11 protein-coding genes are annotated in these 12871 nt (G+C 64.2%); 5 read left to right on the top strand and 6 right to left on the bottom strand.

What is annotated here, in order from left to right:
* Positions 1–26: 26 nt before the first annotated feature.
* From ACFUO4_RS32405 to ACFUO4_RS32395, 3 genes are all read right to left on the bottom strand, one after another.
* Complete coding sequence (locus ACFUO4_RS32405) at positions 27–839, bottom strand: hypothetical protein (protein WP_383491612.1); 813 nt, start codon at positions 837–839, stop codon at positions 27–29.
* A 31-nt stretch (positions 840–870) separates the two neighbouring features.
* Positions 871–1617 (bottom strand): hypothetical protein, encoded by a 747-nt coding sequence (locus ACFUO4_RS32400; protein WP_079305983.1) that lies wholly within the window; start codon positions 1615–1617, stop codon positions 871–873.
* A gap of 62 nt (positions 1618–1679) precedes the next feature.
* On the bottom strand, positions 1680–2225 hold the full coding sequence (locus ACFUO4_RS32395; protein WP_079305982.1) for an RNA polymerase sigma factor: 546 nt from the start codon (positions 2223–2225) through the stop codon (positions 1680–1682).
* 72 nt (positions 2226–2297) lie between these two features.
* Between ACFUO4_RS32395 and ACFUO4_RS32390 the strand changes: the two genes are divergently transcribed.
* The 3 genes from ACFUO4_RS32390 to ACFUO4_RS32380 all read left to right on the top strand — a co-directional run bounded on the left by ACFUO4_RS32390 (position 2298) and on the right by ACFUO4_RS32380 (position 6882).
* A complete protein-coding gene (locus ACFUO4_RS32390; protein ID WP_383491610.1) occupies positions 2298–3203 on the top strand; it encodes a serine/threonine-protein kinase in 906 nt (301 codons plus the stop codon).
* A 526-nt stretch (positions 3204–3729) separates the two neighbouring features.
* Complete coding sequence (locus ACFUO4_RS32385; protein ID WP_383491608.1) at positions 3730–4842, top strand: SGNH/GDSL hydrolase family protein; 1113 nt, start codon at positions 3730–3732, stop codon at positions 4840–4842.
* 1479 nt (positions 4843–6321) lie between these two features.
* Positions 6322–6882 (top strand): hypothetical protein, encoded by a 561-nt coding sequence (locus ACFUO4_RS32380; protein WP_383491606.1) that lies wholly within the window; start codon positions 6322–6324, stop codon positions 6880–6882.
* Positions 6883–7039: 157 nt separating this feature from the next.
* Here the strand turns inward: ACFUO4_RS32380 and ACFUO4_RS32375 are convergent, their stop codons facing one another.
* Positions 7040–7426, bottom strand: a complete 387-nt coding sequence (locus ACFUO4_RS32375) for a hypothetical protein (protein WP_383491604.1) — start codon at positions 7424–7426, stop codon at positions 7040–7042.
* Between the two features lie 653 nt (positions 7427–8079).
* On the opposite strand from ACFUO4_RS32375, the gene ACFUO4_RS32370 reads away from it, so the two are divergent.
* Positions 8080–9063 (top strand): AAA family ATPase, encoded by a 984-nt coding sequence (locus ACFUO4_RS32370; protein ID WP_383491602.1) that lies wholly within the window; start codon positions 8080–8082, stop codon positions 9061–9063.
* 20 nt (positions 9064–9083) lie between these two features.
* Positions 9084–11645, top strand: coding sequence for a S8 family peptidase (locus tag ACFUO4_RS32365; protein WP_383491600.1), 2562 nt, complete (start codon positions 9084–9086; stop codon positions 11643–11645).
* A 378-nt stretch (positions 11646–12023) separates the two neighbouring features.
* Here ACFUO4_RS32365 and ACFUO4_RS32360 read toward each other — a convergent pair whose 3' ends face one another.
* Together ACFUO4_RS32360 and ACFUO4_RS32355 are read right to left on the bottom strand one after the other, a co-directional pair.
* Entirely contained in the window at positions 12024–12407 is a 384-nt protein-coding gene (locus ACFUO4_RS32360) for a hypothetical protein (RefSeq protein WP_383492240.1), read from the bottom strand.
* Positions 12404–12832, bottom strand: coding sequence for an ATP-binding protein (locus ACFUO4_RS32355; protein ID WP_383492237.1), 429 nt, complete (start codon positions 12830–12832; stop codon positions 12404–12406). Before ACFUO4_RS32355 ends, ACFUO4_RS32360 begins: the two co-directional genes overlap by 4 nt.
* Positions 12833–12871: the final 39 nt, after the last annotated feature.

Below are 12871 nucleotides of genomic sequence, written 5' to 3'. Positions count from 1 at the left end.
GATATTGTGTGCACCGCTACGACGGCTCAGTCGGCCAGCCGGTCGACGGCAGCGGCGGTGATGCCTGCCATGTAGCCGGGGTCCTTGCCGGGCTGACCGGTGAGTTCGACGATGCCGAACCTGTGGCCGCTGCGGATCACCGCGACACCGCCGGCGACCTTGCCGTCACCGTTGAAGGCCGGGTACCAAGTGCCCTTGCCGGTCTTGACGGTGAGCGCGTGTCCCTTGCCGTAGTGCCAGTGGCCCTGCGGCTCGTCCTGGCAGCCGCGCACCATCTTGTTGAGCTTCTTCTCGTACGACGCCGCCGACGCGTCGGCGGAACCGTCCGCGGCGGATTCGGTCAGCGCGGTGCGGTCGGTGTCGAAGGACCAGGTCACGTCGGCATAGGCGGCGGCCTTGCCCTTGGTCAGCGCGCGCATCGTCTCCTCCCCGGAGCACGCCGAAAGAGCCTGCTTCCCGGTCAGGTTCACGCTCGCACCGACCGGGGCCAGCCCCTGCCGGACGAGGTCGTCACTCTGCAGGAGGGCGGCGGATCCGAGGCCGGGCGCGGGGGCGGCGCCGGCTGCGGGAAGCGCGCCGATCCCGACCACGAGGACCGCGGCCCCGACGGAGGCGGCTACCCCTGCGGCACGAAGGCGACGCGCGAACTTCCTGCCGGCTGCCTGGTTGGCGCGGGTGCCGCGGGTGCCGCGGGTGCCGCGGGTGTCACGGGTGCCGTGGTTGTCGAACATCTCATCCCCCTGTCTGGTCGCGACGCGGTGGGCGTCGTCGTACACCTGGGAGATGCCGGAGGTGCGGGGGATGTTGGATGGCGGCCGACGGTGTTGGGTGTGATCCACGTCACGCAGGCCCATGGAGCGTTGAACGATCTCAGAGCCTTGTCACAGCCGCGCGCACGATCCGCGTCATCGCGGCCGTGTCCAGGCAGGCCTGCACCTCCAGGACCCCGTAGTGCGAGCCGTTGCGGAGTACGGCGATGCCTCCGCACGGCTCCTTGCCTCGGGGTGCGGTGCCCGTGGTGTTCAGCTCGCCGGCGTACGCACCCATCCAGCTCGCGGTGATGTCCGCGGCGACGTCGATCGTGTGCGTCGGTCCGTAGACCCAGTGGGTGGCCGGTTCGCTCTGGCACGGCACTTCCTCCAGCAGCAGGCGTTCGGCGAAGTTCCGGGCCAGCGCCCGGCTCCCGGCGTCGTCGGCGACCTCGCGGGCGACCTGATCACCGATGTGCGCCGCCGTGGTGGGATCGTCGCTGCCCGTGTCCTTGCTCGTCACCAGCCCGCGGAAGTGCGCGTCGTACGAGCCCAGCGTCTCGCCGAGGGTCCTCTCACCGGTGCAGGCGACGTTGGCGTAGTTGCCGTCTCCGACACGGTCCCGCACGTGGATGCGCTCGGAGAGTCCGACCTTCTTGAAGTCGGCCGCCGTCAGCAAGTGCCGCTCCGTCAGGGGGCCGCTCGCGGGTTCCGGCGGGGGAGAGCCGTTGCCCGGCGAGGAGGCCGAGGCGCCCGGCGTCACCGCCGGGGTGGCGAGAGCGGACGGCGGAGGCAGGGCGAACCGACCGGTCAGCAGCCCGAGCACGGCGGCCACCGCGAGGATGACGAGGAACGTCCGGCGCCGCACGGCAGCACCTCCCGGCCGCTGGTCAGGCTGATACCGGTCGGAAGCGGAGAGTCGCAGGCGTCTCAGAACCCACCGCCGAGACGGTCCCGCATGAAGCGACGAGCCTGATGGATGCGGTCCTTGACCGTGCCCAGCGGAGCTCCGGTGACCTCGGCGACCTGAAGATAGGTCAGGTCGCCGAGATCGCGGAGCACGAAGGACTCCACCAGGGCCGGGTGCCGCTCCTCCAGCGCGGCCAGCGACTCCATCAGGTCCAGGCGGGTCCCCGCGATGACGCTCGTCGTCCGGGGGTCGACCCCGTCGGGAACGACCGCATGACTGTCCTCCGCGCGCCGACGCATGGAGCGGTACGTGGACCTGGCGGCGTTCGACGAGATCACGGTCACCCACCCGAGGAACGAGCCTCGCCCGGCGTACTCGTGCAGATGGGTGCTGATGGACAACAGCGCGTCCTGCGCGGCCTCTTCGGCGTCGGCGTGGTGCGGCAGGAACCTGGAGCAGCGGCGCATGACCATGGGCCGGAGCCTGACGAGGAGGCGGTCCAGGGAGGCCCGGTCACCTGCCTGGGCGGACGTCACGAGCTGCGTCAGCTCATCCTCTTCGAGCACCGTGCTGTCCCCCGATATCGTCCGATCTGGATCCCACAAGGCCGCACAGTAGTTCAGGGAAAATGTTGCCCCATGCAGAAGCTAGGTCGTTATCTCCTTGAGGACAGGCTGGGGGCCGGTTCGTTCGCCACTGTCTGGAGGGCATACGACCCCGAGCTCGACACCGATGTCGCGGTGAAGGTGCTGGCCGACAACTGGGCCACGAACGCCGATGTGCGGCAACGCTTTCTGGCGGAGGCGAGGCTGCTCCGCAGGATCTCCAGCCCCCGTGTCGTGCGGGTGCACGACGTCGGTGTCGACGACGACCGACCGTACTTCGTCATGGACTACGTCCGGGGCGGCACCCTGGCCGAGAAGATAGGTCACTGCCGACCCGACCAGGCGCTCCGGCTGGCGGCCGAGGCCGGGTACGCCGTCCAGGTGCTCCACGACGCGGGCGTCATCCACCGCGACATCAAACCGTCGAACCTCCTCCTCGACGCCGACCGCACGCCCGTGGCCGTACTCGTCGCGGACCTCGGCAGCGCCAAGCAACTGGCCGACGCGTCGGGGCTGACCGTGACCACCGGCACCCCCGCGTACATGGCGCCCGAACAGGCCTTCCAGACCGGCGGGTTCGACGGTCGAGCCGATGTGTACGCCCTCGGTGTCGTCGCATTCGAGCTGTTGACCGGGACCAAGCCGTTCGGCTCGGGCGGCCGCGCCCTCCTCGTGCCGCAGGGCTCGGCGACGTCGTCGTCGCCGACGATCCCCGGAGAGCTGGGGGTTCCGGACGGCGTCGCGGCACTGCTTCGTGCCGCGCTGTCCGCGGAACCCGAGGAACGGCCGCACACCGCGCAGGAGTTCGCGGACGCACTGCTGTCACGAGGAGACGAAGAGCGGCCGCCCGGGCCGTCGGGGCCGACACGCCTCGTGGTCTGGCTCGCGGCCGTCGCCGTGTTCCTGATGACAACGCTGCTGACATGGCTGGTCCGCTGAACTCGGACGACGGCCGGGGAGCGCGAGCCATCTGAGCGGCTGGGCGCGGAGCCGTCCGCGGCGTTCATCATCCGGTCCTCGAACCGGCAAGGCCTCCGACCTGCTGGACTCACACAGTGGTGCGGGGGCCGGAAGGCCACCCCCTGGTCGATCACTGAGCGACAGGCTACCGACGGGTTCGGTTATCGATTGCTAATTGATGGGATCTCTATGACAGTTACACGTGTCCTCAGTGATCGACTCTTGTCGCCTCCCGCCACGCAAACGTGGCTGTCAGACCGCTAGATTGACGCCCGCGCCTCCAAAGTGAAGCCGGATCGATCCCGCGATCGCCTGGAGGCAGAAATCCCACCTATGCCTTCACCGAGGCTTCTTCTGGCGGAAACCGCAGTGGCTGGTTTCCTTTGCTTCCCCTCTGCATGCCCCCACCTCTTGCCGTTCGGCATTTCGAACCCCCACTGACTGGAAGCGCACGCAAGTGATGAGATCCCTTCAGCGTTTCGGCCCCCCGCTGGCCCTCTCTGCCATGACGCTCGTGCTGAGCACGTCCGGTCTGGCCACCGCTGACGCGGCGACCGACGAGAAGGACGCCACGTACTACATCTCGCTCGGGGACTCCCTGGCGACCGGCTACCAGCCGGACGTCGACAAGGACACCGACGTCGCCTACACCGACCAGCTCTACGCGCAGCTCAAGCAGCGTGACCCCGGACTGGAGCACATACGCCTCGGCTGCACCGGTGAGACCACCGAGTCCCTGATCAACGGCGGAAAGTGCCACTACCCGAACGCCACGTCCCAACTGGACGCCGCCCTCAAGGCCATGGCCCAGCACCCCGGCAAGGTCGCCTACGTGACCCTCAGCGTGGGCGCGGATGACATCCTCCTCAACTGCGTCAGCCCGGCGGGCACCCTCGACGGGGCATGCCTGAACAGCAAGAGCCGGTCCATGGCGAAGAACCTCGCCCAGATCGCGGGCGCGCTCCACAAGGCGGGCACGGACAACACCCAGTTCGTGGGCTCGACGTACTACAACCCGTTCCTGGGGGCCTGGCTGCAGGGCGAGGCGGGACAGCAGGCCGCCAAGGAGTCGGCTCCCCTGGTCAAGGCCGCCAACACGGGGATCACCCAGGTGTACAAGGCCACCGGCTTCAAGGTGGCGGACGTGGCCGGGGCCTTCTCCTCGGACGACTTCACCACCCAGGTGAATGTGCCCGGCGCGGGCGAGGTGCCGGCGAACGTGGCCGAGATCTGCCGACTGACCTGGGCGTGCACGAGGAAGGACCCCCACCCGAACACGGAGGGTCACCAAGTGATCGCCGGTGCCTTCGCGGCGGAACTCAAAGATGACGACGCGCCCGGTGCAAGCGCCTCCCCGACCCCCGGCGCGAGCACCTCCCCGGCCCCCAGCGAGTCGCCCACGCCCGGCGCGAGCGCCTCCGCGGCCCCCAGCGAGTCGCCGACGCCCGGCGCCGGCACGGACACCGGGGGGAACACCCCTGCCCCGAACGGAGATCTCGCCGAGACCGGCGCGTCGAGCAGCACTCCCGTCCTGGCGGGTGCCGGTCTCGCGGTCGCGGCGGCCGGTGCCGCGGCGGTCTACTACGCGCGCAGGCGCCGTACCGGCGAGGAGAGCTGACAAGCCGCTCGATGCGCCCAGCGCTCATGGTGCGCTGGTAGTACGCACCCCGCTCACCGGTCTGGACAGCAAAGAACCCCCGGGTCATCGATCCGGGGGTTTCAACTGGAGCGGGTGACGAGAATCGAACTCGCGCTCTCAGCTTGGGAAGCTGCGATCATACGGAACTGGTTCGGGTGCTGACCTGGCCAAACCCTTGGTCTGCCGACTCGTTGGGCTGCGCCGCTTTCACCGTGATTCCCCGCTGTTCCCCGCCCTATCTGGTGCGCCTGTGGTGCAAGGGCGTTGATGTCAGTGGCTGCCCGTACGCTGCGGAGCGTTGGGTCGGTCTGCTGTCTCGGCAAGGAGAGCGCGCGGCCAAGGGGGGTGGCTCAGAAGAGATCCCCGAGCCACTTCGGTCCGGGAGCTCGTGAAGCTTCGACACCACCCCCCTCCCCAAGACCGCTGCCGAGAGGTCCCGGACGGCGCGCGGATCATTTCTTGCGGCGCCTGCTCGCACGCTTCTTCAGTTCGGCTTGGCCACGCTTCGTCCAGTCACCCTGATGGAGGTAGCAACGTGCCGTGCCCTTCAGCGTCTTGTTCTGACAGCGGCCACCGGCCGCCGTCGGCCAACCGCATTTCCCCTGTTTCCACTCACCCACGGTTTCTCCCCCTCCTGCTGGTTCGCTTCGCGTCCGGGCATCCAGCGTGTGGCCCGTAGCCGGCACAGGGCAGGGCGCACTGTCAGCGGCGTCAGGCGATGCGGGCGTACGCGGGTCAGTACGTCAGGAGCGCTCTGCTGGGTGCACGCTTTCCAACTGTGGGGGTGGAGTGGCGGTCTGTGTACAGGGCCGTTCACCTGAGTTCAGGGGCGGCTGGCCACTCACTCGACGACGGCCTCCGGACTTCCCTGAACATCCGTGAACCGTGCTGAATGAGACGGAAATTGAGACGGACTATGGAGACGGATTCGATGTATCCCTGCCGTTGAGGAGGCGCCGTGGCACTCGGCCGTAAGTGAGCACGGCGCATAGTCGTGGACGGCACGTCCTGCCGGTGGCGGCTGCGACGTAGGCCGACCTACCTTCGGGCATTGGCCTGGACGCCGTGCACGTTCGCGGTCGATCAGGCAGACGCCCCGGGGGGACGACAACGTGGTCTCCACCAACTGGCCGCATCCGAGCAACTGGTTCGGGCGGGAGGCCAAGCCCGTGCTGCCGTCCGACGTCGCCCGCGCCATCGACCTTGCCCTTCGCGAGGGATGGGTGCCAACAGAACCTGGCTCCCCGTTCTGCCTCGACCTGTCCGCCGGCTTTACGCCCTCACCCTGAGCAAGGCAACAAGACCTGAGCTTTGGGAGCTGCAATCCTTGGAGTCTCGTTTCTCGGAGACTCAGAGGCGAGGACGGGGCAGACTAGATCCAGATCTCGAGAGTCGGGGGCAACCGTGAGCGGCTGGTTGGGGTGGGACTGGGGAACCGTGCCAGCGTGGGTGGGCACCGTGATTACGAGTGGCTCGGCGGCTATTGCTGCCGTCTCCTACCGCCGCAGTGTCCATGACAAGGAACGCGAGCAGGCCGCCAAAGTGGCGGCCTGGACCAGCGTCAGTTATGAGCCTGATGAGGTGGAGAGAACTTCGAAGAGAGTGCGTCGCCTATACGTGCACAACTCCAGTGATGCCCCGGTCTATGAGGTGACGGTTACGCCTAAAGGGGCCAAGAAAGTGACCGCGCCTGAACTGCAGGCACGTGGACTATTAACGTTCGATATCCCCTCCAGTACGCCTGGACGTCGATCGTATGCCCCTATGGCTAGCGTGAAGGTTTGGGTAATTGGTGTTGAGGTAGGAACTGTCACCGAGATCGTTAAGCAAGAACCCACCGTCCTGGAATTTCGAGACGCCGTAGGCCGGTGGTGGGCGCGCGGTTCGGATGGCAAGATCCAATCGATTCGCACTCGCTCCGTCACCGGCACCTATACCCGCACTTGGCAGAAAGGGTGGTTCCGACGCAAGACGGTGGACGGTGAACTTCGACGAACGCCGCCGCACAGCGACGAATGACAGGGAAACCGTACGACCCCTCACCGGATCCACAGAGGTGATTCAGGCGACGGAGCACGGGGCTCTCAGCTTGGGAAGCTCGTGTGCTTTGGCCCCGTCTCCTGTCCTGACACGCCGTAGCTCTGCCCCTTGTCCGAGATGCGGCGTGCACCATGCTTCAGGCGTTGACGATCTTCTGGACCTCGCGAAGTTTCTCCTCCGCAGTCAGCGATGAGTAGTCGCCGCTCACCAATCCGTCCAAGGCGCTTCGTACGTTGTAGGACTGGGGGCGAAGAACAGCATCCAGGACGCGGGAGCGCTCACCCCCATCGCGTGTGTACACCCACACCTGCTGATCCTTACGCGGTTCTGTGTTGCACCGAGGGTCCAAGACGGCGAGCGGGAAGTACCCGAGGCCAACAGCTTCGAGTTCACGAGCGATGGAGATGAGAACATGCTTGCCGAGCCTGTCGAATCCCAATGCGTTCCGCAGACGCCCCAAGTTGTCCTGCATCAGCCCGCCCTCGTCCTCGCACGCCCCAGCCGTCTCCTGGAGATCAGCCACTTCACCCTCCCCTTGTGTGGTGCTGAGCTGAAGAGCGTATAGGGATCAAGGAAATAAAACCTGTGATCTCCCAACAAGGCCAGCTGCTGGCCTGGTCGGAGAAGTAGACCTCCGGCGCTGAGGCGATCGGTACAGGGTCCTCATGACGCTCAGCGACCTTCATCCGTAGCTCCAGCCAGATCGGTCAGCGACGGCCACACGGGTCCCTACGAAGCCCATAGGGCCCTACGGGGACAGGAACGGTTGCCGTAGTTGCGGTATGGCGCTGCTGTAAGTGCGTGCTCAATGCAGTTGCTAGGGCGGGTCACCCTCGTACGGCCCCCAAGCAGCCAGGCAAGGCGCACCCTGGAGAGGGCGGATGTGGACGTTGTGGGACTGAGTGGGTGGTTTGCCGAGTGAGGGCGGTCGGTGGCCGTCAAGGCTGACGGTGAGCGACGTAACGAATCCAGAGCCAGCGGCACACTCGGACGTCAGGAACCTGTCGCCCCGTCATCAGATCGGGGTACGTATTAAGGCGGACTGCCTAGCGAGGCGGGGAACGTTGCCCGGCTGGCCTCCAAGGCGTCCCAGAGTAAGTCCTGACGTTCGCTGCTAGGCCGACGGCGACTATGGTCGATGCTAAGAGCGCAGGGAAGGCGAGGGGGTGACGGCAGATGGCAACGGCGGACCAGGTAAAAGCGCTGGTGAAGAGCCACGGAGAAGGCGACAGCGCGCGGTTCTACTCAGTGGCCCTACAGGTAGCTGCTAAGGCGGCACGCAGCGGCCAGCCCCACTTCGCTCAAGAGCTCAAGGCACTGGTTGACACTCTCAGAGAACAAGAGGGGAGCACCAGCAAGCAGCCAGTGTCTCGCCTCACGCCAGTAGCGCAGCCGCGTGGCGAGCTAGCAAGCTTGCTGACTGTCACCTACCCGAGTCACCAGATGTCGGAAATGGTCCTAGAGGGTTCAGTTCAGGATAAATTGGACCAAGTCCTGCTTGAGCAACGTCAGCGTGACAGGCTTCGTGAGCACGGGTTTCACCCAGTCCGACGGTTGTTGCTCGTCGGTGCGCCAGGGACCGGAAAGACCATGACGGCCAGCGTCCTGGCTAGCGAGCTAAGGCTTCCCCTCTTTTCAATTCGACTTGAAGGGTTGATTACGAAATTCATGGGCGAGACGGCGGCTAAGTTGCGACTAGTCTTCGATGCCCTTTCTGAAACTAGAGGTTTGTACTTCTTTGATGAAGTAGATGCGCTTGCGGGAGAGCGCTCATCAAGCAACGATGTCGGCGAAGTTAGGCGTGTCCTCAATTCCTTCCTTCAGTTCCTGGAGCAGGATGAGTCTGAGAGTCTGATTATTGCGGCCACGAATCATCCCCGACTCTTGGACCGTGCGATCTTTCGACGATTCGACACCTTGGTGAACTACCCCCTTCCGAGTCCGAATGTTGCCCGAAAAGTAATCAGAAATAGGCTCGCTGGATTCGACCTGGCTGCCATTGATTGGCAGGAACTCGACAGTGCGATCAGCGGCTTGAGTCACGGCGAGATTACTGTAGCTGCAGAGACTACCGCCAAGAAATGCATTCTCTCTGGCGGTAGCATCAAGACGCGGGATCTAGCGATGGCTCTAGAGGAGAGACACTCGCTTAGTGCTTGAGAAGGGTCAAAACTGCACCTATGGTTATGCGCCGCGACCGCCCTCATTTGTTTGTGCGTCGACCCGCAATTACAGAGACGTATACCCGCCCGGAGGGAGGCGGCGGTGGCGGCAAGAAACCGCCGGCCCCTGCTGATCGCGAGGTTCATGCCTCTGCACTACTGAACGACCTGCAAGCCACGGAAGCGGCAGGTATCCAACTGCGGGCGAACCGTCTGGCGGAGGTTCCCGGTGCTTTGGATGGAGTCTACGTCGAGTTTGAGAGCTTTCCTGGGGTCGAGCTAGCGACCCAAAGCCTTGATCCTCGAGTCGGTAAGTTGCACCCAGAATTGGTGTCGGTTCGCTCCGTTGAGACAAGTATCGGCGCATCCGAACGGGCGACCGTATTTGTTCCGAGTGGAAAACTGGGCTACTTCGTTAAGAAGATCGACGAGTACCTAAGTACCGCCGATCAAGCCACGGTTAAGAACAAGAATTTGGTGGACAGGATCAGTGAGATCCGGCTAGCATCAATTTCTGCTCTCTGGACGGATGACCCTGCTCTTCTGCCGGACCGGTCCCTACTCACCTGGTGGGAAGTTTGGCTTCGGGTTCGGGATGGTGGAGAAATCGCCAGATTTCAAACCTTTGCGCAGAGCGCAGGCATTAGGCTCCATAGGCACACGATGAAGCTTCCTGAGAGTGTCGTCCTGCTTGTATTTGCTTCTCTAGATCAACTTTCTCAAGCCCTATTGGTGCTTGATGATCTAGCCGAACTGCGCCGCCCAAACCATGCCGCGGAAGTGCTGGCCATGGAACCTCCCGAGGAACAGGCATCTTGGGTTTCTCAGTTGGCGGAGAGGCTTCAGCCAGCTCCTGTCTCGTCTCCCGCCGCCTGCATTCTGGATACGGGTGTCTATCGGCAGCACCCTTTGCTGACTGCTTCCCTGGACAACAGAGATTGTCATGCGGCCGATCCAATCTGGCAGAGCGGTGACCACGCAGGTCACGGAACCGAGATGGCAGGCCTGGCCCTCTTCGGTGACGTAGGTCAAGCCCTCCTTGCGGACGGGCCGATTCGCCTTAGGCATAGGTTGGAATCCGTCAAGATCCTTCCCCCTCCCCCTGGGAGTAACGAGCCAGACATCTACGGATCTGTGGTGGCAAGAGCTACCGATCAGGTTGAGATCGAGAAGCCTTATCGGCGTCGAGTCTTCTCCATGGCTGTCACCGCCACTGGTGGCACCCAGCGGGACGGTTCGAGCGCCGTCATGTATGGGCAGCCGACGTCGTGGTCGGCATCCCTGGATGCATTGGCTTTTGGGCATAGCGTTGATGTAACTGAGGATGGCGTAACCGAATTCCTGCGCGATGATGAAAATCCAGTCCGTCGTCTCTTCATCGTCTCGGGCGGTAATGTCGGAGCCTTTGAAGTAGATCATCTAGTGCGTAGCGATTTGGAGCCCATTGAGGATCCTGGGCAGTCATGGAACTCGCTGACCGTCGGGGCATATACTGAGCGCGATGACATGAGTGAGGCTCACTCGGGGTATTCTGGTTGGTATCCGCTTGCTCAACGGGGTGATCTTTCTCCGCTAAGCCGAACGGGTGTTTCCTTCAGTCGACTTTGGCCTGCGAAGCCCGACTTCGTTCTGGAGGGAGGCAATGTGGCTGTTTCTCCCGACCATACCTCGTTCGATACGCCCGAGAACCTTCAAGTGCTTACCACGAAAGCACCGACCCAAGGAAGTGCGCGACAACTGACGGTAACTGCCGCCACTAGTGCGGCCACATCGCAAGCTGCAAATATTGCCGCTGGCATCATGGCGGAATATCCTAGCCTTTGGCCTGAGAGCGTCAGAGCCCTCATGGTTCATTCGGCAGAGTGGACCCCAGTCATGAGGACGCGAATTGAGTCACTAGCTCGAAAAGCCGACCGTCTCACGCTGTTGCGTCGGTACGGCATGGGGGTTCCCGATCTTTCTCGCGCCACTCAAAGTGCCGCTAACGCGCTGACCCTGATTGCGCAAGAGGTAATTCACCCTTTTGATGGGAAATCTCACACGCGCGAAATGCATTTGCATGACCTGCCGTGGCCTGGCGAAACTTTGCTCAACCTGGGACCGGCAAAGGTGCGACTCCGCGTCACTCTCTCATACTTCATTGATCCCAATCCCGCCCGCCGTGGCTGGAGACGCAGATATTCCTATGCTTCGCACGGACTGCGTTTCGATATACGGCGAGCAACTGAATCGAACGACGATTTCAGAAAGAGAATCAATAAGCAGGCGCTGGCGGAAGATGAGGATCGCCCTGCGAGTAGCACGGAAACCGGAAAATGGCTGTTTGGTGTTAAGCATCAGCAGGCTCCTGGTTCACTTCACAGTGACATTTGGGTTGGTGACGCCGCGGAGCTGGCACAGCGTGGTGCGCTGGCCGTATACCCGGTGTCCGGCTGGTGGAAGGAGAACCCGAAAAGGGACGGGAGTGAGGCTGGCGCGCGTTATGCAATGGTAGTCTCGATTGAGGCGCCCGAACAGGATGTGGATATTTGGACACCTGTGGCTCAGCAGATTAGTATCCCGATTAGTGCCACCGGCTAGATCGTCCAGCCGCGACGTACTGCTCTTTGATCCGGAGCTTCAGGTTCTGGCCTCGGCCGACGACAGCCAGCCACGACGGCGGGTGCGACGCCCGATTGGGCGCGCGTGTGTTCGAAGAACCCCCGCCGGCCTTAGCCACGCTAGTAGTCTTTGAGCGTGGTGTTGCAGTGAGGGTTCACGCTGACCGCCGGACAAGCACGGCACATCGGCAGAAACTTCGCGTGCCCACTATTGCCCTGGCTGCCAATTGCTCCGGGCGCGGCACGGACAGCGGCCGGGCTGGAGCGGGGCGGAGACAGGAGCGCAGGCCCGGCCGGGGGCCGGGCCGCGCGCGGGGAGCGGAGCGAGCCGCCTTGAACTAGTAGAGAAAGTTGTAACTCAGTCGGGCGTGTGGGGCTTGAAGTCGTCTGCGCAGGCTGGGAGTTCGGCGCCCTGGCGGTGGGCGAGCGGTAGGAAGGTCGCTGGTCGGATCGTCCAGGTGATGCGGGTCTGGTCCTGGGTGATCGTGACCGTGCAGGGCTCAGCGCGTAAGAGGGCTTGCCGGGTTGCGATGCGGCCCTGGGAGAGCCACGCCCACGCCAAGTCCGAGGCGTCAGAGTCCAGCGCGGGGGAGATCGTGCGGAGCGTGACCGCTACCCATCTGTCCGCCTGGGAAGCCGAGTAGGCATCAAGGGATGCCCGGAGTGTCGGCCGTTCCTCCTCGGTGATGTCTTGGGTCCAGCACTCGCACCAGAAGCCGCGTCGGGGTTCAGTCGTCGTCAGCACGGGTGGCCTCCCGTACGGGCGTCGGTGAAGAGTTCCGCGGTGACCGTGTGGCCGCCGTCGCTGTCGTGGACCACCACCCGGTGAGCGATGACGCTGACCATGCCCAAGCCCCGGCCGTGCTCTGCCTCCTGGTCCTGGTGCTCGACCTTCGGGGCTGTCCCGGTGCCGCCGTCATCGGTGACCGACACTGCGACTACCTGCGCCGAGACCGCCACGGCCAGATGGAAGCTGCCCGCCCCCTGGCCGCTGGCCGTGTGCAGGATCGCGTTCGCGCTCAGCTCGCTCACGATCAGTTCGGCGTCCTCCGCGAGTGGCGATCCGCGCAGGATGTCGCGGGTCCAGCGGCGGGCTCGGCTCACCTCTTCGGGAAATCCTGGGCAAGTGAGCCCCCAGACCCGGGTCTCACTCGTATACTCGTGCATACAAGTTCCTTCGTGCTGGTAGGCCGCCATGTGCAGCGG

Source organism: Streptomyces sp. NPDC057280, assembly GCF_042668605.1.
Classification (GTDB): Bacteria; Actinomycetota; Actinomycetes; order Streptomycetales; family Streptomycetaceae; genus Streptomyces.
Note: the sequence above shows the minus strand (reverse complement) of the source record. Positions and strands in the feature narration are given on the sequence as shown.

Excerpts from the sequence above, each read along its gene's own strand:
- ACFUO4_RS32390 (WP_383491610.1), top strand. The coding sequence starts at position 2,298 with ATGCAGAAGCTAGGTCGTTATCTCCTTGAGGACAGGCTGGGGGCCGGT.
- ACFUO4_RS32370 (WP_383491602.1), top strand. The coding sequence starts at position 8,080 with ATGGCAACGGCGGACCAGGTAAAAGCGCTGGTGAAGAGCCACGGAGAA.
- ACFUO4_RS32355 (WP_383492237.1), bottom strand. The coding sequence starts at position 12,832 with ATGCACGAGTATACGAGTGAGACCCGGGTCTGGGGGCTCACTTGCCCA.
- ACFUO4_RS32385 (WP_383491608.1), top strand. The coding sequence starts at position 3,730 with ATGACGCTCGTGCTGAGCACGTCCGGTCTGGCCACCGCTGACGCGGCG.
- ACFUO4_RS32365 (WP_383491600.1), top strand. The coding sequence starts at position 9,084 with ATGGTTATGCGCCGCGACCGCCCTCATTTGTTTGTGCGTCGACCCGCA.